The sequence below is a fragment of the Dolichospermum sp. DET69 genome (genome assembly GCA_017355425.1).
Lineage (GTDB): Bacteria > Cyanobacteriota > Cyanobacteriia > Cyanobacteriales > Nostocaceae > Dolichospermum.
The window spans coordinates 2,508,561-2,534,238 of record CP070233.1; the positions used below are offsets into that span (position 1 = coordinate 2,508,561).

The 25,678-nt window shown below is 36.7% G+C and carries 17 protein-coding genes and 1 pseudogene; 9 read left to right on the plus strand and 9 right to left on the minus strand.

Annotated features, from left to right (window positions below; translation table 11 throughout):
* The first annotated feature begins 417 nt into the window (after positions 1-417).
* On the plus strand, positions 418-1,302 hold the full coding sequence (locus EZY12_11550; protein QSX70142.1) for an Rpn family recombination-promoting nuclease/putative transposase: 885 nt from the start codon (positions 418-420) through the stop codon (positions 1,300-1,302).
* A gap of 68 nt (positions 1,303-1,370) precedes the next feature.
* A complete protein-coding gene (locus EZY12_11555) occupies positions 1,371-1,616 on the plus strand; it encodes a DUF4351 domain-containing protein (protein QSX70143.1) in 246 nt (81 codons plus the stop codon).
* Positions 1,617-2,247: 631 nt separating this feature from the next.
* Here EZY12_11555 and EZY12_11560 read toward each other — a convergent pair.
* Positions 2,248-2,826 (minus strand): hypothetical protein, encoded by a 579-nt coding sequence (locus tag EZY12_11560; protein ID QSX70144.1) that lies wholly within the window; start codon positions 2,824-2,826, stop codon positions 2,248-2,250.
* 101 nt (positions 2,827-2,927) lie between these two features.
* Between EZY12_11560 and EZY12_11565 the strand changes: the two genes are divergently transcribed.
* A complete protein-coding gene (locus tag EZY12_11565) occupies positions 2,928-4,103 on the plus strand; it encodes an ISH3 family transposase (GenBank protein QSX70145.1) in 1,176 nt (391 codons plus the stop codon).
* Positions 4,104-4,258: 155 nt separating this feature from the next.
* Here EZY12_11565 and EZY12_11570 read toward each other — a convergent pair.
* The 3 genes and pseudogenes from EZY12_11570 to EZY12_11580 form a co-directional block, all read right to left on the minus strand.
* Positions 4,259-6,730 (minus strand): annotated as a pseudogene (locus tag EZY12_11570) (restriction endonuclease).
* Between the two features lie 268 nt (positions 6,731-6,998).
* On the minus strand, positions 6,999-8,213 hold the full coding sequence (locus EZY12_11575) for a DUF790 family protein (GenBank protein ID QSX70146.1): 1,215 nt from the start codon (positions 8,211-8,213) through the stop codon (positions 6,999-7,001).
* Positions 8,143-9,699 carry a DEAD/DEAH box helicase family protein gene (locus tag EZY12_11580; protein ID QSX70147.1) on the minus strand — a complete coding sequence of 519 codons (1,557 nt, stop codon included), beginning with the start codon at positions 9,697-9,699 and terminating at the stop codon, positions 8,143-8,145. Before EZY12_11580 ends, EZY12_11575 begins: the two co-directional genes overlap by 71 nt.
* A gap of 55 nt (positions 9,700-9,754) precedes the next feature.
* Here EZY12_11580 and EZY12_11585 point away from each other — a divergent pair, with 55 nt between their 5' ends.
* Positions 9,755-11,050 (plus strand): adenylate/guanylate cyclase domain-containing protein, encoded by a 1,296-nt coding sequence (locus EZY12_11585; protein ID QSX70148.1) that lies wholly within the window; start codon positions 9,755-9,757, stop codon positions 11,048-11,050.
* 34 nt (positions 11,051-11,084) lie between these two features.
* On the opposite strand, the gene EZY12_11590 is transcribed toward EZY12_11585, so the two are convergent.
* Positions 11,085-13,790, minus strand: coding sequence for a DUF3365 domain-containing protein (locus EZY12_11590; protein QSX70149.1), 2,706 nt, complete (start codon positions 13,788-13,790; stop codon positions 11,085-11,087).
* A 19-nt stretch (positions 13,791-13,809) separates the two neighbouring features.
* Positions 13,810-14,187, minus strand: a complete 378-nt coding sequence (locus tag EZY12_11595; GenBank protein ID QSX70150.1) for a hypothetical protein — start codon at positions 14,185-14,187, stop codon at positions 13,810-13,812.
* Between the two features lie 493 nt (positions 14,188-14,680).
* On the opposite strand from EZY12_11595, the gene EZY12_11600 reads away from it, so the two are divergent.
* Both EZY12_11600 and EZY12_11605 read left to right on the plus strand, forming a co-directional pair.
* Complete coding sequence (locus tag EZY12_11600; GenBank protein ID QSX70151.1) at positions 14,681-16,525, plus strand: tetratricopeptide repeat protein; 1,845 nt, start codon at positions 14,681-14,683, stop codon at positions 16,523-16,525.
* A gap of 123 nt (positions 16,526-16,648) precedes the next feature.
* Positions 16,649-17,473, plus strand: coding sequence for an alpha/beta hydrolase (locus EZY12_11605; GenBank protein QSX70152.1), 825 nt, complete (start codon positions 16,649-16,651; stop codon positions 17,471-17,473).
* Between the two features lie 448 nt (positions 17,474-17,921).
* Here the strand turns inward: EZY12_11605 and EZY12_11610 are convergent, their stop codons facing one another.
* Positions 17,922-19,286 carry a carotenoid oxygenase family protein gene (locus tag EZY12_11610; GenBank protein QSX70635.1) on the minus strand — a complete coding sequence of 455 codons (1,365 nt, stop codon included), beginning with the start codon at positions 19,284-19,286 and terminating at the stop codon, positions 17,922-17,924.
* A 336-nt stretch (positions 19,287-19,622) separates the two neighbouring features.
* Here EZY12_11610 and era point away from each other — a divergent pair, with 336 nt between their 5' ends.
* A complete protein-coding gene (era, locus tag EZY12_11615) occupies positions 19,623-20,600 on the plus strand; it encodes a GTPase Era (GenBank protein ID QSX70153.1) in 978 nt (325 codons plus the stop codon).
* A 248-nt stretch (positions 20,601-20,848) separates the two neighbouring features.
* Here era and EZY12_11620 read toward each other — a convergent pair whose 3' ends face one another.
* Entirely contained in the window at positions 20,849-21,649 is an 801-nt protein-coding gene (locus EZY12_11620) for a tetratricopeptide repeat protein (protein QSX70636.1), read from the minus strand.
* A 164-nt stretch (positions 21,650-21,813) separates the two neighbouring features.
* Between EZY12_11620 and EZY12_11625 the strand changes: the two genes are divergently transcribed.
* Positions 21,814-22,113, plus strand: coding sequence for a 30S ribosomal protein PSRP-3 (locus EZY12_11625; GenBank protein ID QSX70154.1), 300 nt, complete (start codon positions 21,814-21,816; stop codon positions 22,111-22,113).
* A 203-nt stretch (positions 22,114-22,316) separates the two neighbouring features.
* Here the strand turns inward: EZY12_11625 and EZY12_11630 are convergent, their stop codons facing one another.
* Positions 22,317-24,032: a serine/threonine protein kinase gene (locus EZY12_11630; GenBank protein QSX70155.1), complete on the minus strand. Its 1,716-nt coding sequence runs from the start codon at positions 24,030-24,032 to the stop codon at positions 22,317-22,319.
* Between the two features lie 570 nt (positions 24,033-24,602).
* On the opposite strand from EZY12_11630, the gene EZY12_11635 reads away from it, so the two are divergent.
* Positions 24,603-25,571, plus strand: coding sequence for a nuclear transport factor 2 family protein (locus EZY12_11635; protein ID QSX70156.1), 969 nt, complete (start codon positions 24,603-24,605; stop codon positions 25,569-25,571).
* The last annotated feature ends 107 nt before the right edge of the window (positions 25,572-25,678 follow it).

The following is a 25,678-nucleotide window of genomic DNA, read 5'->3' on the forward strand; positions in this document are numbered from 1 at the left end:
TAAATCCTATAATCCTGGACATCCTGATTCAGACAAATAACAATTACCAAACACCACACAAAAAATTTATCAACAACATCCTGAAAATCCTATAATCCTGGACATCCTGATTCAGACAATTACCAATTACCAAACACCAAACAGAAAATTTATCAACAACATCCTGAAAATCCTATAATCCTGGACATCCTGATTCAGACAAATAAAATTACCAAACACCAAACAGAAAATTTATCAACAACATCCTGAAAATCCTATAATCCTGGACATCCTGATTCAGACAATTACCAATTACCAAACACCAAACAGAAAATTTATCAACAACATCCTGAAAATCCTATAATCCTGGACATCCTGATTCAGACAATTACCAATTTAAGTTATAATTGAAAACACTATATAAATTCTGTTCAAGCTGTGAGTTTTGACAACGTTTGTAAGCTATTAGCTGAAAAATATCCTCTTGATTTTGCCCGGTGGTTACTACCAGAAGAACCACAAAGCGTCAAAGTTTTAAAAACCGAATTGAGTATTGAACCAATTCGTGCTGATTTTGTCACGTTTCTGAAAAGTGAAAACCAAATTTTACACATCGAATTTCAGACACTATCAACTTCTCGAAAACCCATTCCTTTGCGAGTCATAGATTATTATATCCGGTTAAAAAGACTCTACCCCGAATGTACCATTATCCAATTTGTGATTTTCCTCCAGGAAACAGAAGATAAAAATGCTTTTATCAATGTTTACCAAGATGTAAATACTACCCACTATTATCAAGTAATTAGAATGTGGGAACAAGACCCTGTTTTATTTCTTAATAATCCCGCACTTTTACCATTAGCACCATTAACCCGCACAAATGCACCTCAAGATTTATTATCGCAGGTTGCTGAAAGTGTTGCTAAAATTGAGGAAATAGAAATCAAGCGGGATATTGTAGCCTGTACTGAGATTTTAGCAGGTTTACGGTTTGAGAAAAAGCTGATTAGTCAATTACTTAGGGAGGACATTATGCGAGAATCAGTAATTTATCAAGATATTTTGCAAAAAGGCGAAGAAAAGGGTAGAAAGGAAGGTGAGAAACGTGGTGAACAACGAGGTAGAGAATTAGGTGAACAACGGACAATTATCCGTCAACTTAATCGCCGATTTGGAGAATTAGATTCATCATTGGTTGATAGAATCAAAACTTTGAATATTGAAAAGTTGGATAATTTAGCAGATGCTTTATTAGACTTTTCTAATATCAATGATTTGGTAAATTGGTTAAATGACAATCAACATGAAGGTCAAAATTAATCAACACTAACAACTGTAATTTTATGAAAGTCCGTTTTAACGGACTTTCTCTATAAGATGAGGACATTATGCGAGAATCAGTAATTTATCAAGATATTTTCCAAAAAGGTGAGAAGCAAGGTGAAAAACTCGGTAGGACAAAAGGTGAACAAAGGACAATTATCCGTCAACTTACTCGCAGGTTTGGAGAATTAGATTCATCATTGGTTGATAAAATAAAAACTCTGAATATTGAAAAGTTGGATAATTTAGCAGATGCTTTATTAGACTTTTCAAATATCAATGATTTGGTAACTTGGTTAAATGATAATTAGTTAGGGAATTGCGTAATAATAATTTTATTTTGTCTGAATCAGGATATCCAGGATTTAAGGATTTACAGGATGTTATTGGTAATTTGTTTGTGAATATTTGAGATTATAATAAAATTAAGTTACACTAGTAGTCAATCAATAATAGCAAATAAATTATCAAATCATTTATTCATTATATATCATCCTCAAATCTGTATTTCTCATAGACAATAAAACACTTACATCCTGAAAATCCTATAATCCTGGACATCCTGATTCAGACAATTACCAATTACCAAACACCAAACAAAAAATATCAAAACAACATCCTGAAAATCCTATAATCCTGAAAATCCTGATTCAGACAATTACCAATTACCAAACACCAAACAGAAAATTTATTAACAACACCCTGTAAATCCTATAATCCTGGACATCCTGATTCAGACAAATAACAATTACCAAACACCACACAAAAAATTTATCAACAACATCCTGAAAATCCTATAATCCTGGACATCCTGATTCAGACAAATAACAATTACCAAACACCAAACAGAAAATTTATCAACAGCATCCTGAAAATCCTATAATCCTGGAAATCCTGATATGGCTAACGCCACGCTACGCTATCAGACAATTTCCCCATTCCCTAAAACATCTCAATCTGTTTCATATCATTATTCACTTCCTCCTGTACCTTCTTCTTCCCCCCACCTTTCGCTTTTTTCTTCCCTTTATCATGCAAACCTTGGGCGACTTCTTGGGCGTATCTTTGATGATTTAATTGCAATAATCTATCTAATATTTCTCTGCGGGCATTTTCGCAAATCGTGAAACGGATACCTTGTTTTGTATCATGAAAATCATGATCTAATTCTATATCTTCCCAATCATAAGCAACAGCTACGGCGTTATCCATTTCTATGTGTAATGTGCGTAATTGTTCAATATCTGGGTTGGTTTCGTCGGGGTTGTGAAAACGGTTATAGGTTTTGGTTAATCCCTCTTGATGGGTTAACATGATTTTTTGGCGGTGAGTGTAATATTTTTCGCCTATTTCTTCTAGGTTTGCGGTTGATGTGGGGAAGGTGAATGTTTGAAAACAATCTGAAGGAGAATAATTAACAGTAAACCAAAAAGTTTTTCCCAAAGAGTGATTTTTACGGAGTGCTGACGCTATTGCTACAGACGCAGCAGGCATCACTAACAAAATACGACAGATACTCATGTACTATAGAATACCAAATATATAAGAAATAGTTATCATAATTTGCACTGGATCAAAATATGAAATGATGAAAGTAGTGTGTAGCATATTGGCTGAAAAAATTGACTGTTTCATCTCTAACAAAAGCCACGCGGGGCGAGTCTACAGAAGAACTCGTTTTAACCGACTCAGAAACTCTTGATGAGGTTATTCAGTGTTTAGTAGAAAATTTTTCGATTGAAACGCAAGGAGCCTGTGACCAACAAACTTTATTCGAGATTCTGGTTAAAGCAGCCAGCACTGGAGACAGTATTGAAAACACAGCTAAATTGTTAAAAAATATTCCGACAGCTAATGATATTAGATATCATCTCAATAAAATTAACAATTTTGAGGAATTAGAAGCGCAAATAAATCAAGCATTAAAAAGTCGAATTCCTTTAGGATTAAAAAAAGGGTGTTTGAAAATAGCGATTGATTTAAATTTAATTTGTTATTATGGTCAACCAACATCGTCAGAATTACCCTACATATATCGAAGTGAAGCTAAATCTGGTACTAATTCATTTTATGCCTATGCCACTTTATATGTTATTAGTAATAATAAGCGTGTAACTCTAGCAATAAGAGGTGTTCGCCAATTAGATACTAGTGTGGCTTTAATTACTTATTTATTAGCAGAACTTGAATCCCTAAAAATAAATGTAAAAAAACTCTATTTGGATAGGGGATTTTTTAATACTCCTGTAATTAGATGGTTACAGGCATTAGATATTCCCTTTCTTATGCCTGCTATCAAGACTGGAAAAAAAGGAGGAATCAAACAATTCCTCAAGGGTAAAAAAAGTTATAAAACTACCTATACTATTACAAGAGACAAAGATGATTTTGTCACATTTGATTTATGGATCGTCTGTAAATATAGAAAGGGAAAGCATAAAAAGCATGGGGTTCAATACTTTGTTTATGTTGCTTATAAGGTCAAAACAAATTTAAATTATATCTATCAAGATTATCGAAAAAGATTTGGCATTGAAACCAGTTATCGTCTGAAAAATATTTGTCGAATTAAGACGAATAACAAAAATCCAGTCTTGAGATTACTATTCATTGGAATATCCTTTCTTCTAATTAACATCTGGGTGAATCTACTATGGCTCAAAATCAGTCGTAAAAGGAAAGGTAGTAGATTAATTTATCGCACACTTTTTACACTCAAACAGATGTTAGCCTTTTTATCTCAAGCCCTACAGAAGAAATATCAAGTCGTTGAAAGCATTTATATTCCATCCGGTTAGCGTCAAGAAATTATTAACCAGCTAATCATAAGTAATTATTATCTATACTATGTCTGCTGATTAGAGTATCGGGAATAAAAAAGTATTTTATACTACACAGTATTTGGCGATCTCCCTTCAGGAAAAAACTTTTTGGTTTACTGATTAATATCTTTTCGCATTGTAGAACTATATTCCCAAGCCCAATGATAATGAAAATTAGATTGTATGACAGCAAATGATCTATATTCTTTAAATGGAAATACAGCCAATCTGTGAGCAAAAACAATATTTTTTGAAGCAAAAGCAAATCCTAAATGATTATTAACAAGTGAAAGAACTAACACTCGTTCCATTTTTGCGATCGCACTATAAAGTTCTGAACGAATTCGCCAAAACTGCCACCAAGGTGCAGATGCAACATCAGCAGCTTTATTTAATCTTTCTGATTTAACTTTTTCTTCTAAAATCGCTAAACAATCAGGATAATCACTTGCATAGGGTCTACCTTTAGGATTTTTCAGGTCATCATGTTCAGCATCTAAAGGCCAATCTTTAAAATTAATTACCCAACGATTTGGAGACTGATCAGGATTGGTATTCAAATCTTGTCCATTCAAATAAGGAAATAAAACATCTTGATTTTTTGCATCCTTTTCAATTAATGCTTGTGCCTCTTCTGGAGTCAAAACAAAACCCATCCCCAAAACTAAAGTACCTTGAAAAGATTTATCTCGATTTGCTGCTAACTGATCAGGATTACCAGATGTTTTACCAGGAATTGTTAAAAATGCTGTAATTCCATCAACAGGCTTTTCATCTAAAATAAAATCACCATTCCAATTACCTTTTCTTGACCAAACATAAGCCACTTCTAAACTTGCAATACCCGGACAAGTTCTACTAGGTACAGCCCGATAAATGGTACAATCTTCTATTAACTGGTCTAACCCTACTTCCCTTGTATCACCTTGAGAAATGGTATTAGTTGCAATTAACCCAAACCCACCATTTTTATTTAATAAATGTTTAGCTTTGAGGAAGAAGTAAGCACAAAAATCAGCATTACCTTTTTTATCATTCCCAATCCATTTAACAATAAAATCTCGATAAACAGTACCCAAACTACCAGTAATTTTCTTACCACCCATAAACGGCGAATTTCCCACAAGTGAATCAAAACCTTTTTGGGAATGGGGAACACTTCGACTTTGTTCAGTACGAGTTGGTAATGAAGAATTGGTAGATTTTGATTTTGACGACTTTGATTTTTGAGAACTCGAAGAATTAGCAACCAAAGATAAAGAACTATCAATAAAAACTTCAGGAAATTCTAACTCCCAATGAAACGGACGCAACTTATCAAAATCAGGTAAAGCCTTACCCATACCATCAGGAATATCCGCACTTTCCCGAAACGCATTTAACAAAGTCTTCCTTAAACCTTCCCTTTCCTTCTCATTCCAATTATTCAAATAACTCCCCACCAATAAATTACAACCTTGACGTAAATCAAAACTAATTGCTTCAGCCTTTGTCAATAAAAACGCCTTGCGATTTTGGTCTTCTGGAGTCAATACAGGTAAAGCCGCAATTTCTCGCCGTAACTCCACCATCTTATCAATTTCTCGGCGAATTTCCTCTGCAAATAATTCCAGTGTTCCAGTAATATCCAAATTCCAATAACCCAACTGTTCCAAACTCACACCAATTAACGAATCACCACATTTAAAAGCATGATCTAAAAAAGTAAAGGGACGGTTTTTTTGCAACGTTATCAACCATAAAGATAACTTCGCCATTTCCACCGCCAACGGGTTTTTATCCACCCCATACAAACATCTATCCGCAATAATCCGCCTCGCCACCGTCAAGCGTTCATCAGCTTCCTTGGGAATTACGCACTCCTGTGGTACAGATTTTGACAGCGTACCCTCCGGCGCTACCACCACCTTACCAGGATTGGCCTTTTCCGCATTTTCCCAGGCTTCCACCAACCTTTCCGCCAAATAGCGACAAGTCTGCACTAAAAACGCCCCCGAACCCATAGCCATATCGCATATTTTCAACTGTAATAACTCAGCCGCAGATTTAAGTTGCCATTCCTGCTGCGGTTTCCCCTCCGCTACACCCTCATATACCAAAGGTTCTAAAGTATATTTGACAATTTCCTCAGTTAAATTCCGGGGTGTGTAGTGAGTTCCCGTTTCCCTTCTATCAGTCCCCTGAGTCACATACACACTACCAGCAGGAATCACCACCGGATAACCTAAAGTATCCAACCGCACCAACCCCGCCAAGGGACGCACCTGGTTAAACAAATCCAGATCATTATTACAAGCAGTTAATAAACGTTGTTCCTCATAGCTTGTTAATTCCACCTGCAAAGCCTTTTTTAAAGCCGTCTCTGACCTGCCAGTAGCTTTTTTGAGAAATTTAATCAAATCCTGATTATCTTCCAGCTTAGGCTTTTTATCCGGGGTTTCTTCCCCATTTTGACTGCCATTTTTTTGACTTTTGACTTTTGACTTTTGACTTGAATTTTCCCCATTCCCAATCCCCAATTCCCCATTCTCCAATTCCCCAATTCCCAATTCCCCCAACCCAATTTCCGGTTCTTGATACTTAGTCCCCACCAGTCCCAATACTGTTCGGTTAAGGCTAAAAAAACGAAAATACGTAGGTTGGGTTGAGGAACGAAACCCAACATTTTCCATAGTTTATCAGTTTTATTAATAGGTTCTTTAGGTGGAAATTTTCGTTAACCGAACAGTATTGTTTGTGGATGGGATTAAATCTTCGATTCAACTCACAGATAGACAAAAACTGATTTTACAGTTCCTTGCTGAATGTGGGTTGAACGCAGATAAACGCAGATAAGAACGGATGAATTAATGGATTTGATGATTCTTTGCATTACTCCATAACGGCTAATACTGATTTTGGTAGGAGTTTTTCTTTAAACCAAATTATTCTCGCAGGGACGTTATCTAGTTTGACTCCAGCTTTTTCTAAATTCAATCTTTCGGAAATTGCTAAAATCAAATTATCACAATTTGCCTTTCTTACTTGAGCAAATTTCTTTTGTAAATATTCTGGTCGCCAATAACCAACTATTTCTAAAATAAATACGCGTCCGTCTGGATGAACTAGACGAAAATCGGGAATCATGACACTACCAGGAATGGGGATTAAATCTACTTCTCTTTCTAAAATCCAACCACTTTTTAAGGCATCCCATTTACTCGCAAATGATTCCTCCAACATACTATCATAGGGTTTACCTGGGGGATAGTGGGAGACTAATCCACATTCAGAATTAAGGGTGAAACGTCCTGTTTTCCATTCATTTGTGTAAAAATCACGGGTTTGTAAGGTGGCTGATAAACTCCATTTTGTCACATGAAGTAAAGCGGGAATTAATTTGGCTATAGCTAAACCGTAGCGAGTGCTGGGAGTAAATAAACTTGTCGGACCATCCACACTAATTGTAAAACCATGATCGGCATCACCTTCAATATAAGCCATTAATTGAAATAGTTTTAAATATCGAAATAAGAGTTTATATTCTCCGGGAACATTCCGATGAGCATTTAATATTAATTGACTGGCTTTATAAAAAATTCCTTGCACTTGAGATAAGTTATAACGATGTAAAACATCTTCTGGTTTAGGAACATCAAAAGCAGTTAAAATTTTATTTTCTGATAAATCAGCATAAAGTCCATCTCGGATTTGAGCAGGTAAAACTTCTTGGTTGAGTTCTTGGCTTAAATCATCAGCTATTTTATTTAAAGTCATATCCGTTGATTCCCGACTAGCAACGGATTTTGTTGCTAAAGCAAATACCCTCGCTCTTAACATGAGTGGTTCGAGGGGACTGACTATTTCAAAGGTGCAAAAACTACTTTTGAGAATATATGCTAAACCCCGCTTCATGCGATAATCTGTCGTATCTCCTTCAAAGTCAGTTAATTGACGTTCTAATAATCCTTGAGTTTTACCAACTGCTTCTTGAAAAAAACTAATTAATTCAGTCGCTAAACTCAAATGTTTTTGATCAAGTTTCAGTCTTTTTGGGATAATTTCCTCGCCGTTTTGGCGGTGTATCAGTAGTTCTGTTGGTAACATCTTTCTTTTGGGTTGAATAATTAATTTCTAGTTGTTCTGCTGCTTTTAAATCGCTTTTCTTTTCACTACTATAAATAACTTGTAAATTTGCTTTTTGCGGCTTTTCTTCCCGGCTGTTATTTTCTCCCCTGCGTCTAGCTGAAGTCTTTTCTTCGCTGGTATCTTCGGCTATAACTTCATATAAAATTGCTTGTTTATTTTCTAAATTTCCTTTCCGTAATATTCTCCCCAATCGTTGAATATATTCCCTGGTTGAACCTGTCCCTGATAAAATAATGGCAATACTGGCTGCGGGAACATCTACACCTTCGTTTAAGACGTTAGAAGCAACTAAAGTATTATATTCACCTGATTTAAATTTAGTTAAAATTTCATGTCTTTCTTTGACTGGTGTTTGATGAGTAATTGCGGGAATTAATAAGTCTTGAGAAATGCGGTAAACTGTAGCATTATCAGCAGTAAAAATTAAAGTTCTTTCTAAAAAATGCGTGGCTAATAAATCCAGAAGTACCCGGATTTTTCCATCTGTGCCTAAAGCAATTTCTTTAGCTTGACGATGTGCTAACATTGCTTTCCTTCCCGGTTGAGAACGCGCACTCATTTGCACAAACATTTGCCAACCTTGGAGACTTCCTAAAGAGATTTTTGACTGCTTCAAAAAATCATTGCGAGTTTGAATTAACTGATTGTATTTTTCCCGTTCCAATTGGGATAATTTGACTTTAATTTGCACAATTTCATGGGCTGCTAAAGCTTTACCAGCCAAATCTTCAGCGCGTTGACGATAAACCTCTTTACCAATGAGAATATTTAAATCAGCGTGTTTTCCATCTGTGCGTTCTGGGGTTGCGGAAAGTCCTAACCGATAGGGAGCGATCGCATATTCAGCAATAACTCTGTTAAAATCTGTAGGTAAATGGTGACATTCATCAAAAATTATCAAGGCATATTTATTACCCAAACTTTCTGCATGAATGGCTGCACTATCATAGGTAGCAACTAGAATTGCGGTTCTATCCCGTGAACCACCCCCAAGTAAACCCACTTCCCCGTCAGGAAAAGCCGCTACTAAGTGGGCATACCACTGGTGCATTAAATCCAAAGTAGGGACGACAATTAATGTCGTGCGTGGTGTGGCTTGCATCGCCATTTGGGCTAAATAGGTCTTACCCGCTGCTGTCGGTAGCACAACTACCCCCTGTCGTCCTGCCAGTTTCCAAGCCGCTAACGCCTCATTTTGGTGGGGATAGGGAGTCATTTCCAAACTAGCAATCAACTCTAAAGGATAAAAAGCCTTAGCTTCATCAATAAAATCTGTGGCTTCTGCTTGCAGGGCTTCAACTAAGGAACGATATCTAATTGCCGGAATACGGAATTTTTCAATTCTATCATCCCAAATTGCATAGTCTATCCAATTTTTACTGCGTGGTGGTGGGTGTAAAATTAACGTACCACGATCAAAAGTTAACGTCGGGGGACGAGCCATTTATTTTTCCTCAATCCGGCTACACTGGTTTAACTACTCATAACGCAAAACGGGCATGATGACTAATATTAATGCTATCAAAACCCAGCTAGAGGCAATTATTAGACCAGAAATATGCGACTTCGAGACAAATGAAGATTTTGCCCAATCTTATCGAGAACAAAGACAAACTTTCCTGCTTAACCGCTTAGAATTACAAGCCCAACTGATGATGATCATTGGCTTAACACTGACTGCTTTTTTTATGTGGGTAAATGAAGGAATTACTAAAAAAATATACGCGCTTAAAATTGGCTTATTGCTAGAATTTTTTATTGTTGTCTGCTGGTTATTATGCAAAACACCTCTAGCACGTCGTTATTTAGATATGTTTTTTTTGGGTTTATGCTGGTCTGCAACTTGTACTGTTCAAGTTTCTACAGCTTTATTATTTAACTATGTTGAACCCATGACAAATATTTGGAACTTGATGTTTCTGACTCAAGCCACAATTATTCCTGTAAAATGGCGGATACATTTAATAGCACAAGTGGGAACAATTATCTGGTACTTAGGATTATATCTAATATACAGACCTACATTTAAATTTACAATTGATCACTATGTAGAGCAAGGTTTATATTTATTTTGGACGGGAACAATTTGCATTTTTTCAGTTTATTTATATGAAAAACTCAAGAAAAAAGAATTTCGCGCTAAAAGAGAATTAGAAATAGCTCAAGAACAGTCAGAACGGCTATTATTAAATATTTTACCTGCGGTAATTGCTAAACAATTAAAACATCATCCTACAACTATTGCCGACAGTTTTCATGCAGTGACAGTATTATTTGCCGATATTGTCGGTTTTACAGAATTATCAAGTCAGACATCACCAGCAGAATTAGTAGAATTATTAAATCAAATCTTTTGTTTATTTGACGAATTAGCAGAAATTCATAGCATAGAAAAAATTAAAACAATTGGTGATGCTTATATGGCTGTTGCTGGTTTACCTAATTATCGCAGTGATCATGCTTTAGCTATAGCAAATATGGCATTGGATATGCAAAAATCTGTGATCTATTTTAATAAAGAAAATAACCTATCTTTTCAACTTCGCATGGGTATTAGTACGGGACCAGTAGTTGCTGGGGTAATTGGTTTAAAGAAATTTGCTTATGATTTATGGGGTGATACTGTGAATACAGCTAGTAGGATGGAATCACATGGTATACCTGATCATATCCAAATTTGTGAAGCTACTTATGAGTTGTTGAAAGATAAATATTTGCTAGAAAAACGGGGTTTAATTAAAATTAAAGGTAAGGGGGAAATGATGACTTATTTACTACATGGAAGGAAGATATAATCTAGTAGAAGTCAGGAGTAAAACTGATTTAGTTTTAGATAAATATCCTCCTCATAATGATCATTACAGCAAATGTTCCCATCAGAACTCCTAGCATAATGATAAAATCTCTTTTAGCTATATTATCCACTTGAGTTGTAGGAACATAAACAACCTTAGCTCCGATAACTGTATTCAATTCCCAATCAAATCCTTGATTACCAAGATATTTGCCCTGTTTGTAGAGAAGTTGTAATGATTGAGGTGCTTTCTCTATAGTTGAATGACAACTCAAACAGTTCTTATCAGTAATTTTTATGGGACGAGATGTATAGAAATATTTCTTCCCATTTATCTTTGCATATCCTTGATTGATGTTTGAACCTGCTAGTTGATTTTGATTACCTAAATCTTGTTGTTTCAATGTCTCAATAATTTTGAATTCCTCAAGCGTCGCTTTATCATTAGGATTAGTCGGATTAATCATCGCATCTTTATAACGGTAATCTCCATAATCATCTTTATAAACATTGGTAAATATATTAAATACTTGATTTACAGCAAAGGTGGGAATGCTTTCCCTCAAAAATGTTTGTTCTGATTGTGTTTTTAATAAAGGTGTAATTTTATCATTATTATATTTGCGAACAGAATCCATTGTTGAAATCAACATATTTGCTTGGGACTTCAATTGATATTCCGCAGAATTCAAACAAATATGATAATAAATAAGACTAGCAACAATAATTATTCCCCCAATAAAAATGACTTTTATAGTTTGATTGGTATTCCTAATTTCAGATTGTGTAGGCTGAATTCGCGTTGCAAAATGTTCCAGTAACATCCTATGAATAAAGATGTAACCACCCCCCACTTTTTGCATAAAAATCCGCTCACTGGCATAATCGAGGAAGCGAGCCAAATTACTAGGGATAAAACCGTTAATCCAGAGAATAAGTCGTAAGTTTAAGTGTTGAATACAGGATATTCCACCGCCAAAAAGTAGCCCTAAAATTAGTCCCCAACTTATTATAGAAGTTTTTGATTGTACCCCTTGAGGAAACCACTTATAAATAATTGGGAACAAAATCAACCAGCTAACTAATGTAATAATCCCTGCATTAAAAGCAGATATCCAAATTCCCTGATTGGGAACAGTTTTTGTCTCTATTTCTGCGCCTCTCAACCCACGAATCAATCCTATAAGTAGCGCAAAGATTAATCCTAAAATTATTCCAAATACTATTATTTTCTCGTAACCTTTTGGCTCTTTCCAAGTTAGACCACACCACACCACCCCAATCGGGGACAAAATTAGACTCCACTTTAGTCCAGAGATTAAGCCATCAAGTAGCTCTTTTCCTGTTTTTTTCCAAGGCCATGTCAAAGTTTCAAAAGTTTCTATTTCTGCTTTACCCCTGCCGAAATTCCACCATAAAATTAGACCCCAGATTGCTGCATCCATCGTTACTACGTTGGAACGGGTAATCATGTTGTTATGTGAATCTAAAGTCTCACTTGAAAACAAGATCAATCCAATAATCAGTATCCCAATTAGGATAGTTCCAATGCGATAAAGTCTTCTTTCCAGAGGAGACTGCAACCAATTAGGCTGTATTTTCTCAATTAAAAAGTTAGATTGAGATGTTTGAGACATCCCTTGCGCCAGCCAATTTAGCCAGTGTATTGCCTGATCTTTTGGGTATTGCTGATTAACTCCCCTGCGTTTGAACATTCGCTCAATATAAGCATTGAATAGGTGTTCGCGGCGTGCTTCTACCGAACCCGTTTGAGATAGTTCTGCCACATTTTTACCTTGATAAGCCAGAGTCATAACACTAAGCGTTAAAGGAGACTTGGCTAACTCTTGCAGTGCGGTATCTTCCTCAAGCAAAGCCTTGACTGCTTCTAGTTGTTCACCGGCACTATCCAAATATTGGTTAACCTGCTCAGGAGTCAAAGAACGAATGCAAATTGCGCCTCGTAATTGCAGACGATGAGAAAGAGCTTCATAATCAGCAATCCGACTACAAACCACCATTTCCGTTTGTCCGTAATTTTGCATAAATTGGTTGATAGCTTCGACACAAGCTTCTCGCAGATCAACTTTTACCTCGTCTAAACCATCCAGCAACAGTAGCAGTTTTTGATTTTTAACCCAGTCTTTACCTACTTCTTTAGGAACTTGGTATTTTTGCCAAAGTTCTTGTACCAGCCACTCGGCAATGGTTTGCCGTTTACTCCCCCAAGAAGATAAATTAAACACCACTGGAATCAGCCGACTCAAATTTGCTTCCGCACGAGCAATCAAATTCTGTGCTAGTTTCAGGAGGGTTATGGTTTTCCCAGCCCCTGGTTCTCCTAAAATTAACAGAGTTCTTCCCTCTCCTATTTGATTGAAAACTTCAGTTGCACCTGTTCCTTTAGGTAAAATTTGTCTAGACTCTTCTGGTAATTCTTCAAAGCCACTAAATGGACGCTCTACTGCATCTAATCGCTTTTCTAGACCAAGTTTAATCATGGCTTGGGTATGCAATGACTTTTCTAAAACCCCTTCAATCCAATATTCTTTGACTTTACTGAGTAAAACTTTCCTCTGTCCGTATTCTACTTGAGTTAAGGGCTGTTGTGTACCAGATATTTGCCCACTAAACAACTCAGATACTTGGGAAATAAAGTATTGAGAGACAATTCCATGATTTTCTTGGATAAACCCCTGAACGTTACCTCCAGAGATATTAACAAAATTATCGTCAGTCATTTTCTAAATACTCTATAAATTAACTGAAGTTCTGAGTTATTGTTCCAGGATTGTTCTGTGTCAAACCCTGAACTGTACCTCCAGAAATTTGCACACTAAACTTTCCCTCTGCTGCTGCTTGAGGATTTAATTGCTCCATTAATTTTTGAGCTAGTTTAATAATTTCTTCATCCTTATCAGCCCCAACCTCAGTTAATTCATCTTCTAAAAGAGCTTTCGTCTTTTCGGGCTTTTGTTCGTACTTATCCAAAATAGTAGCTGAATCTGTTTTGCCTTGGCTCTCGAATTTACGCTTAATCAAAGCTTTCAATCCGTCGTAAGTATCTTGAGCTACACTGCCAGCCGTTTTTGCTGCGCCAGCTACCAATGCTGCAAGAATAAGAGAAGTCGGGTCCATAAACTCATTTCCTAAATATGTTTGGCCTATTATCTCGAATTTGCTCCATAATTAAATACATCCTAATGATGATTTTGATTTACTTATGCTTATCCTTTCATAAAGAAAGTGGTAAAAACCGGATAAATTAGTTGAAAATGCCACTTAAGAAATCAAAATATTAGTTAGTTAAAAACCTTACAAACTCATTGCTTATTACATCCAGGAATAAATGAGATTTTCGAGAAAATTATCAAGAAACAACGAGAAAATTGATCACGAATTTATCGGATAAATATACTGTAAATATTACCAGGGATTGTATTAATTTTAGACAATATATGTCCCTGAGTAATTGCTTGTATTAGGTGTAATGTTATAGCTTTAGAAAATTTCCACTAAAACAGAGGTATAGAAAATCCAGATTTAGGTAAAGATTCAAAAATTATCAGGTCAAATATGATTATCATCGGGACTACAATAGGAATTGTTGTCATGTTCTCTATTAGCTAAAGTGTCAGACTCTTTACCATTACGCGATCATTATCTCGCTTTAATTAACGACATTATCGAAACCACTCTCAAGGGTAAAATTAGCTCTGTAGAGCAGGTTTATCAAATGTTGCTCAAAGGTATCACTTCCGGTACAGGGGAGGTGTTTGAGTTAGTTTTGAGCGATCGCTTGAATACTATACAATCTCAGGTAGACTCGGAAACGGATGAACTCAGAAAAGCCAAAGCTACCCGGAGTTTACGCGCTGCTAAAACGATTCAAACTCAATGGCAACGGTGGCAAGAACAAAATAAAGCCACTGAAGCGATTTCTTTGTCTATGCGGGAAATTACCACAGCTACCGCAGATGAACGATTAACGGCTTTATTACGAGCTACAGATCCCAATCAAAAGTATCCCTTAAATTTGTCCCAGCTTCAACAGTTAGCTCAATCTTTACAAAAATTTACTAGTGCTAATGAAGATTTTGGACAAATTGCTGACGGTATTACTCGTGGTATAGCTTCTTGGCAAAGAATCCAAGCAAATTTACTGAATTGGATGTATGAACGCAAAAATTCTTTAGGATTTGGTGGTGTACCAGGAGAAAATAGTCCCTGGGCAAGTTGGGCTAAAGTAGTTAATAGTGAAGTTCCCCAAGCCTTTTTTCATACCCTAGCAGTAGAACAATCAGCTTTGGAATTTGCCGAAAAACAACAGACAATTAGTTTGAGTAATTGGGTAGAATTAACAATAATTTTACAGCTTTTGCAAAGGGGTTTAATCAATTGGTTTGATGAACAAGCTTATGATATTCAAGCAGGTCCTAAACTATCTATTTCCACATTTTTAACATTTGCAGTCATTTGGAGTCAATTAGCCAGCGGTTTTCAAAATCAGGCTTTAATATATAGTAACGGTGCATCGCAAATCATGCTGCAAATTTTGCGAACCTTTGCCCAACGTCCTTATTTTCCTCTTTATGGGGGGATTTTCGCCTCATTTTCTGGTAGTTATTTGCGGGATGCTTTGGATTATTTAGATGCCCCTTTACGTTCTGCTGAAGGTACTCAGGAAAAAGCCCGGATTTTAACATTATTGGGTTATTCTCAAAGGGGTTTGGGTAGATATGATCGCTCCCTTGATTTTCATCAACAAGCCATAGAAATAGCTAGAAAAGCTGGAGATAAAACCTGTGAAATTGCTAATCTTAATCATCTTAGCCGGACTTATGTACAACAACAAAATTATGCTCAAGCAATTAATTATAGTCAACGGGCATTAATTTTTAGTAGACAAACAGGAGACAAAACTGGAGAAGCTAATGCCTTGGTAAATCTAGGTTATAGTGAAGTTATGCAGGCAAAGCAAACAGAAATTAGTGAACCTGAAGTTTATGAATCAGCGATTAACTATCTGGAACAAGGGTTAAAATTAGCAGAAAAATTAAGTGATTTACAAAGTCAAGCTTTATGTTTTAGTAGTTTAGGTATTGCTTATTTAGTTACAACACAATACACCACAGCAATTAAATATTTAGAAAATGCCTTTAGAACTGCTCAAGTTTCTGGTGATTTGTATTTACAAGGCAGAAATTTAGCATATTTAGCTGAAGCTAATTATCAAATCGCTAATTATGAAAAAGCAGTTTATACTGGTAGTTTAGGAATGTATCTTTTAGAACAAATTGCTGCTGATGAATGGCGACAACCCGCTGGTTTATTGACAATTATCAGGGGACAAATGGGTATAGATAAATTTCAATTATTACTGCAACAAAATCGCCCAAAAATGATTGCTGTTATTGGTGTTGATGGCTATGATCACATTCCTAAATTGTTAGTGAAATATCAAGAAGATATGTAATTGCAAATTTAGATTCTAATCCGTTTAGTGCAAAGAAAATTATAGGTTGGGTAAAACGAAGTGTGCCGTGGACACAACCCAACCTTGTGTATTATATTGGAGAAAGTTATAGAAGCTAATTTTATGGATAAACAGCAATTAAAAAAATTGCTTATTGGTGATTTAACCTGGAAACGAATGTTAAAATCTCTTATATTTATTTACGCTTTTTTTGCTGTCTATGTTTATTTCCGCGCTGACAGCATGATTTTTCTGCCTCAAGCATCTAGTTATCAAGATAACCAAGATATTTTCAAATTAAAAACCGCAGATAATAAAAATATTTCGGCAATTTATTTACCAAATCCTCAAGCTAAATATACCATTCTTTATGCTCATGGTAATGCTGAAGATTTGGGATATATTAAACCACATTTAGCAAAAATCCGAGATTTGGGTTTTAGCGTCCTTGCTTATGATTATCGCGGTTATGGTACAAGTGAAGGAACTCCAACAGAAAAAGCTGCTTACCAAGATATTCAAACAGCTTACAATTATTTAACTCAAACTTTAAAAATTACTCCCCAACAAATTATAGTATTTGGGCGTTCTGTTGGTGGTGGTTCAGCAGTAGATTTAGCATCTAAAAAACCCCTAGCTGGGTTAATAGTTGAAAGTAGCTTTACTTCTATTTTTCGGGTAGTTGTTCCTGTGCCACTTTTACCCTTTGATAAATTTACTAATCTCGACAAAATCAAAAAAGTAACCTGTCCAGCTTTGATCATTCATGGTAAAAGTGATGAAATTATTCCTTTTACTCATGGAGAAAAATTATTCGCTGCTGTATCATCTCCCAAACTTTCTTTTTGGGTAGAAAAAGCCAGCCATAATGATTTATCTTCAGTTGCAGGAAAAAAGTATTGGGAGATGTTAAAAAAGTTTGCTGATTTAGTAGACAAAAATCACTAAAATTCAGAATTCAGATCCCCGACTTCTCCAAGAAGTCGGGGATCTAAGGATCTAAGTAAGTATTCTATTGACACTCTCAGGTCTAAAGACGCGCTCGATTCTTTAATCAATGAGCCAACTTACAATTGCTGGATTACTCCAACAAAAACAGAGGTCGATTCTCCTAAAGCGTTAATGACCGTATCCCTACCGTACTCGTTTTTTGCATTTCATTTTTCACCAAATTTAGCTTTCCTAAACAGCAATACCGTTAGGTATGACTACGCACTCAACCAAATAAGTTAAGTTTTTACGTCGTTTAGTTATACTTAAATTCTAGAATTGTTTACATTGTATCACATCTACTGTTATCAAGTCAATGAGTTAGGCTAAATATTTTCGCCCGTGTCGCTTATATCTCAGCACTAAAGTGACTGAGCTTTACGCTTACCGGGTAATACTGTAACTATCAACCAGATATCCATGTACCATGGAATCCATAGGGTACACGTTGAGGAATCATTACCCGCGCTACAGGTTGACTGGTCATATCTTGAGCATTAATAACTACAAGTTCTGATGTTTGGGAACTTTCATCGTAAACAAATGTTACCAGCCATCCTTCATCTTCTGCGGTGGAATTAAGACATGGTGCAAATACTGCTTCTCCACCATAACGATGCTTACCAAATTCATGGGTTTGGGATTTACCATTGATAAAATCGTATTTGATGACACCACCAAATAAGGGATTTTGACTATGTGCCATTTTTCCCACATAGCCATATTGGGTTTTTCTTCCTAACAGGTTTTCGTTGACACGGGGAAATTCTCCCGGTACATCATCTAGTTGTTCTTCTGTAACTGTACCTGTGCTGAGGTTAAAGCGCCAACGGTGTAAAAAAGGCGTTTCTTCCAGGGTATTTTCAGCCATAAGAACACTAGTAGAATTCATTCGACAAGCAATAAGCACCACTTCGTCTCCGGCTTCGTAAGCATTGAGGGTGTGGAAGACGTAGCAAGGGGGACATTCAAACCAGCGAATATTGCTGTTGTCACCATGACGAGGCATTATACCAAACCGACTGGGGCGATCGCTCTCAAACATCAACATTGGTTCTCCCCGCTGCATTCGTTCCATACTAAATGTCAGCGGTAAATCCATGAAAATAGTATAATTTTCCGTAATGGCGAAATCGTGCATCATCACCGCCATTGGTATCTCCACTGGTACTGTTTGTAATAACTCACCTTGGGCAGAAACTACGCCATATTGTAGATAAGGTGGTCGAAAACCGTAACCAAAAAACATCATTTCCCCTGTAACAGGATCTACCTTGGGATGGGCGGTAAAAGCAGAAACTAGTTTATCATTATAAGTATATTCCCCAATAGTTGCCAAATCGGGAATATTGATGTGATGGGGCGCACCTCCTTCCCATAATGCTAAAAGTTGTCCATTGTGCCACACGAGGGCTGTATTAGCGGTATTTTTCCCAGGTCCGTGGGGGTTATCCATTTGGGGTGGTTCTAAAAGTCCACTCCACACAGCTTTACCAACTTCATTTTCAATATTCCAGCCCCTAGTTCTCACATAGCGATTGTGATAAGTGGCTTTACCGTTATTAATTTGGACACCATGTAACATTCCATCGCCATCAAACCAGTGATATTGACCAATAGGACTCCATTGGGGGTTGGGTCCATTACGGACAAACATCCCTGATAAATCTGGAGGTAATTCTCCGATGACTTCTAAGGTATCAGTGCTGATTTCTGTGTTTATAGGGGCAAAGTTGCCCGCTAAATAAGGATTTACTGCTGTTGATGCTATGGTCATAATTCAGGGAGCTAGATAAAGACACTGTACTTAATATAATTATGGTTTGCTATTTGTGCTAGAAAAAACAGTAGGATTTGGCTTTATCCTTTTCTATCATTTCCATGAATAAGTAGATGGGCTGAAATAAATATCAAAATAATATTGTTGACTCTGGACGGGCTAGAAGCCCATCCCACAAGAATATTATACTTATTGTGGGGTGGGCATCCTGCCTGCCCAGATTATATTTAATTGTGCCTGCCTACTTATGTAATAGTTAATGTATCTTTAATTTAAAAGATAATTTCCATCAAAGTCAAAATAATCTATTAATCATAACTGTAAACAATGCAAGTAGAATCACAAGTCTCTAATATTGATAATAATAATATTTTTACTGATTTCGGTGGGGTAATGATTCCCCAAGCGCCTGCTGGATTTAAATCAGGTTTTATCGGCATTATCGGCCGGACTAACGTGGGTAAATCCACCTTAATGAATGAACTGATTGGGCAAAAAATATCCATTACTTCCCCAGTATCCCAAACCACTCGAAATCGGTTAAAGGGGATTTTAACTACAGAAACAGCCCAATTAATTTTTGTAGATACACCGGGTATTCATAAACCCCATCATCAATTAGGGGAAGTGCTAGTAAAAAATGCCAAAATTGCTATTGACTCAGTAGATGTGATATTATTTGTAGTTGATGGTACAGTAGCTTGTGGTCCAGGCGATCGCTATGTGGCTGAATTACTAATACATAGTCAAACACCTGTAATTTTGGGAATCAACAAAATTGATGAGCAACCAGAAGATTTTCACAGAATAGATGAAAGTTACATCCAATTAGCTAATACATATAACTGGCAAAGTGTGAAATTTTCTGCTAAAACCGGAGCGGAATTATCGCAATTAGAAGAGATATTAATTAATCATCTTGAACCCGGACCATTTTATTATCCACCAGACTTAGTTACAGACCAACCAGAACGGTTTATTATGGGTGAATTAATTCGAGAACAGATATTATTATCAACTCGTCAAGAAGTTCCCCATTCTGTCGCCATAGCCATTGATTTAGTCGAAGAAACCCCAAAAATTACCCGTGTTCTTGCCACCATCCATGTTGAGAGAGATTCTCAAAAAGGTATCCTCATTGGTAAAGGGGGAGCAATGCTCAAAGCAGTCGGTAGTGCAGCGAGAGAACAAATTCAAAAGCTAATTGCTGGGAAAGTTTATCTAGAATTATTTGTCAAAGTCCAACCCAAATGGCGACATTCACGGGTGCGATTAGCAGAACTAGGTTATCGTGTCGAAGAATAATAGATTTGTCAACAGGTAGGGGCGCAGGGCCTGCGCCCAATTATCCTAACCTGCGCCCAATTATCCTAACCTGCGCCCAATTATCCTAACCTGCGCCCAATTATCCTAACCTGCGCCCAATTATCCTAACCTGCGCCCAATTATCCTAACCTGCGCCCAATTATCCTAACCTACGCCCAATTAGCCTAACCTACGCCCAATTAGCCTAACCTACGCCCAGTCAGATAAATAAACCACCATTTCCTGCTCTATTGTAATTTCAAAAATTTATTCAAAGCTACTACCATACTCGGTGGCCAACGGCGGATATTTGTTACCCAATTCATATCTTTATAACGGGTATCTAGTCCATAAGCTGCTACCCAATTACTTTCCGCTTCACCGATGTTTCCCGTTACCCAATAAGCGGCTGTTAAAGCGGCTCGCATATCGGCAAACTGGGGATATTTACGAACTATATTCCGCATTTCACGGATAGCTTTATCTGTTTGACTAGTTTCATATAAAGCCAGGGCATAATTAGCTCTCGCAAAGGCAAAATTCGGGGCAATTTCTGTGGCTTTTTGGTAGTCTAAAATGGCTTCTTGCCATTTTCCTAAACCTGCTTTGGCGTTACCACGATTATTATAAGCCATTTCATCTTTAGGATCTAATTCTAATACACGATTATAGTCAGCGATCGCTTCTTCCCATCTTCCCAAACCTTCTAATGCAGTCCCCCGATTCAAAAAAGGGTCTGTAACATTGGGAGCGAGTTCTACAGCTTGGTTATAATCTGTCAACGCTGCTGCTAACTTATTCTGACTGACACGAGAATTACCGCGATTACTCCATGCTCCGGCATTAGTGGGGAATTTTTCAATAATTTCTGTCCAATAAGCTTCTGCTGTGACAAAATCACCTTGATTTGTAGCTGCAAAGGCTTTAGTCGCTAGTTCGTCCCCTGCTTGTAACTCTTGGGCAGTAATAGTTTGAGATTCTGCCATAACTGGTGTATTCCAGCCAAAAACCAGCAACAGACTCAGGAAAATACTAATTAGTTTCATTATTTAACTCTGACGTAATATACAACAAAATTAATGATATAGCAGATAACAGCTAAGAAAGAAGATTCCCAAATTTCTGGACTCATTGGTCAATTAGTCAAAGATTGAGTTAAAATAAGGGGTCGCAAACTAAGTAAGTAAAACCCGGATATTCCCCGGAGGTGTAATTGACCAAGTTCATTTTGAAAATTCTCTGGTTAGACGAAAACGTCGCTCTCGCAGTTGACCAAGTTGTTGGTAAAGGTTCTAGTCCCTTAACCAAATACTTCTTTTGGCCCAGAAATGATGCCTGGGAAGAGCTAAAAAAAGAGTTGGAATCCAAACACTGGATTACAGATGTTGATCGGGTGGAGTTGCTCAACAAAGCCACTGAAGTGATTAACTACTGGCAAGAAGAAGGCAGAAAACGCCCCATGGCAGAAGCGCAGTTGAAATTTCCAGAAATCGCCTTCACAGGTAGCGCCTGATTATTTTAAGTTGGTAAGAGAACTACACAAAAAAGATGATCCAATCTTGTGGGATGGGTATCTTGCCCGTCCTTCTATTATTAGCGGGCAAGATGCCCGCACCACAAGAAATTTTGGGATATTTTTTTAATTGGCAGTCTCTAATGGGTAATTGAGAGTTGAGAATTGAGAATTGATAATTGTCAACTATTAATTCTCAATTCTCATCTAAGCCACAATTTGATTGTCTTGTCCTTACTGCCACTGGCAATCAATCCTACATCATCATTCATGGCAACGCTAGATACTGAGTCTGTATGACCTATAAGACTAGCAATTTCTTTTTTTGTGCTAATTTGCCAAATTTTTACCGTTTTATCCCAACTGCCACTAATTAGCGTTTCTCCATCGGTACTAAAAGCCACAGCTACCACTGACCAGGAATGACCTGAAAGTGTGCTAATTAACTCACCAGTATTAACATCCCATAAATTGATGGTATTATCACCGCTACCAGTCGCTAACATTTGACCATTAGGACTAAAAGCAACTGTCAAAACTGCCCAAGTATGACCTGAAAGGGTTGTTAATAACTTAAATTTTCCCTCTGCTAATTTCCAGATGCGAACCGTGCGATCATAACTAGCACTAGCTAAAAGCTGTCCTTGGGGACTAAAAGCAACAGCATTTACTTGTAATTTATGTCCGGTTAAAGTATCCAGTGCTAAACCTGTATTTATATCCCAGATTTTAATAGTTTTATCCCAACTTCCACTAGCTAAAATTTGTCCTTGGGGATGAAATGTTAGGGATTTAACAGCGTGTGCGTGTCCAGAGAAAGTATGAATTTTTGCTAATGTCTTTACATCCCACAAATTGATAGTTTGATCATCACTAGCTGTAGCTAAAATTGTATCATGATCATTAAAAATAACCGCTGTGATAGCTTGAGTATGTCCAGAAAAGTTCGCTATTAATTGCTGATTGCTTAAATCCCATAATTTAATCCTTTTATTATCTTCACCACTAGCTAATATTTTACTATCATGGCTTAATGCCACAGTATTAATAGAACTATGAATTTGATTTTCGAGAGTATGGGAAATTTGCCAAGAATGATTTTTATTTGGGGATAATAAAGGTAGATAATTATCCTTAATTCCCAAAGTATAAATAAGTTGTTCTACTGATTGCCAACGTTCTTGTAAATCATACTTTATTAGTTTATCAAGGGTTTGCCCCAGATATTCACTAATTTTATCGGTAAGATAATCTCGCCATACCCAGCTATTATTAGTAATATCAAATAATTCAAAAGGTGGTACTTGAGTTAATAGATAAATACAAGTTACACCTAAACTATATAAATCGCTGGCAAAGACTGGTTTACCTTGTGCTTGTTCTGGGGAAATATATTCTGGACTACCAAATATATCATTTGTTGATTGATTTGCACTAACAATCTTCATTTCCGTAAAATCAACCAAGACCAGATTCTCTAATAAATCTTGATTTTGATTTAGAGAATGTAAAATAATGTTTTTTGGTTGAATATTTCGATGAATAATTTGATGATCATGAATAAATTTGATTATTGGTAATAAACTTTTTAAAACTTGCCAAATCTGAGTTTCATTAAAAACACCTTGCTTTGCTAATAAGGTATCTAAATTATCACCATCAATAAATTCTTGAACTAAATAGTAATATTCATTTTCTGTAAAATATGTAATCAATGCAGGAATTTGAGGATGTTTACCTAATTCCGTTAATTGCTGTACTTGATATTGAAAATATTCTAGTGTTTGATGTTGAGATGAAAATTGTTGAATAACACAGGGAATTGGTGGAAATTGACTTTCATCTACAGCGAGAAAAGTTTGGTATAATTCCCCTTGAGCAATCGGCTTGATTAAACGGTAAAATTCTTTAATTAACACAACTTATTTTTTAGATTTCTCTTGACATCTCTGCGTGAGAAAAAATAGTTACTAATCAACTATAACAATTCCTGAAAAATAGTCATGTAGGGTGGGCAATGCCCACCAGAGACTACGTAGGGTGCGTTAGCACCAGCGTAACGCACCTTTTATTGAGTTTAAAGTGCGTTACGGCTATGCCTAACACACCCTACAAATACTTAGAGACTTCCAAATAAAAAAATACTCCAAAATTTCTTGTAGTGCAGGCATCTGGCCCTGCTAATAATATTAGGACCGGACCAGATGCCCATCCCACAAGATTGGATAATTTTTTTTGTGGCGTTCTCTTGCTATCCGATTTCTATATATCTTGAAAATATTGGGTTGACCAAACCAGACCAAAGGGTAACAACTTAGAGATATTTTTGTATCATGAATTAAATATTTTGTCAATTCGTAATTCCCATTATTTACAAAAATTACGATCATTATTAAATTAATTTACATAGAACATTAAGTTAATCATGAACATTTTTAGCTTAATTCTTGATAGCGATTAATTAACAAATTATCTGGGAGATTCCGATTGTGGCTTTAACTATCCAGTCTGCTCAAACTATTTTTTCTAATACTCAAGTTCCTAGTCCTATTCCCGCAACTATAGCATTATTTGATCAACTTAACGCTGATGATCAACTAGCTTATCTTTGGTATGCTTATACTGAAATGGGTAAAACCATTACTCCCGCAGCGCCTGGAGCAGCACGCTTACAACTAGCAGAAAGTTTGCTGACCCAAATTAAGCAAATGTCTCGTGAAGATCAAACCAAAGTTATGCGGGATTTGGCTAACCGTGCTGATGCTCCGATTAGCCGTTCCTATGGTTTCTTTAGCGTTAATACCAAACTAGCTTTCTGGTACGAGTTAGGAGAATTGATGAAACAGGGAATCATTACTCCTATCCCCCTTGGCTATCAAATGTCTCCTGGCGTAAAGATGGTATTAGAAGCCACACAAAAACTTGATCAAGGTCAACAAATTACCGTGTTACGGAATACCGTAGTAAACATGGGATTTGACACTTCTGAGCTTAGTCCTAGTGCTTACCCCAAAGCAAATACAGAACCTGCTTTCCAACGGACAACCCCAGTTATTTCCTCTGTTAAAATTGATGGGATTATAGAACCCGCTGTGTTAGGCTACATTGAAGCCATGAATGCAGATAAATTTGATGCTGCTATTGCGCTATTTACTCCTGACGGTGCGCTACAACCACCATTCCAAAAGCCCATTGTTGGCCGGGAAGCGATCGCTAAATATATGCGCGAAGAAGCACAAGGACTAAACATGATGCCACAACAAGGTATCTGTGAAGTTCAACCAGACGGTTCTAAGCAACTTAAAATCACAGGAGTAGTACAAACTCCTTGGTTTGGTGTCACAGTTGGCATGAATATTTCTTGGCGGTTTTTAATCAATCCCGAAGGACAAATTTTCTTCGTAGCGATTGATATGCTGGCCTCTCCTCAAGAACTCATGAATCTGCGCCGCATTTAATTAAATCCAGAGGCTGTCGAAAATCAAATTTATTTGTCAATTCTACAGCCTCGCAATAATAGAGTGAAAGCTATTGACACCGACCAGAAAATTTGTTATCATAGAAC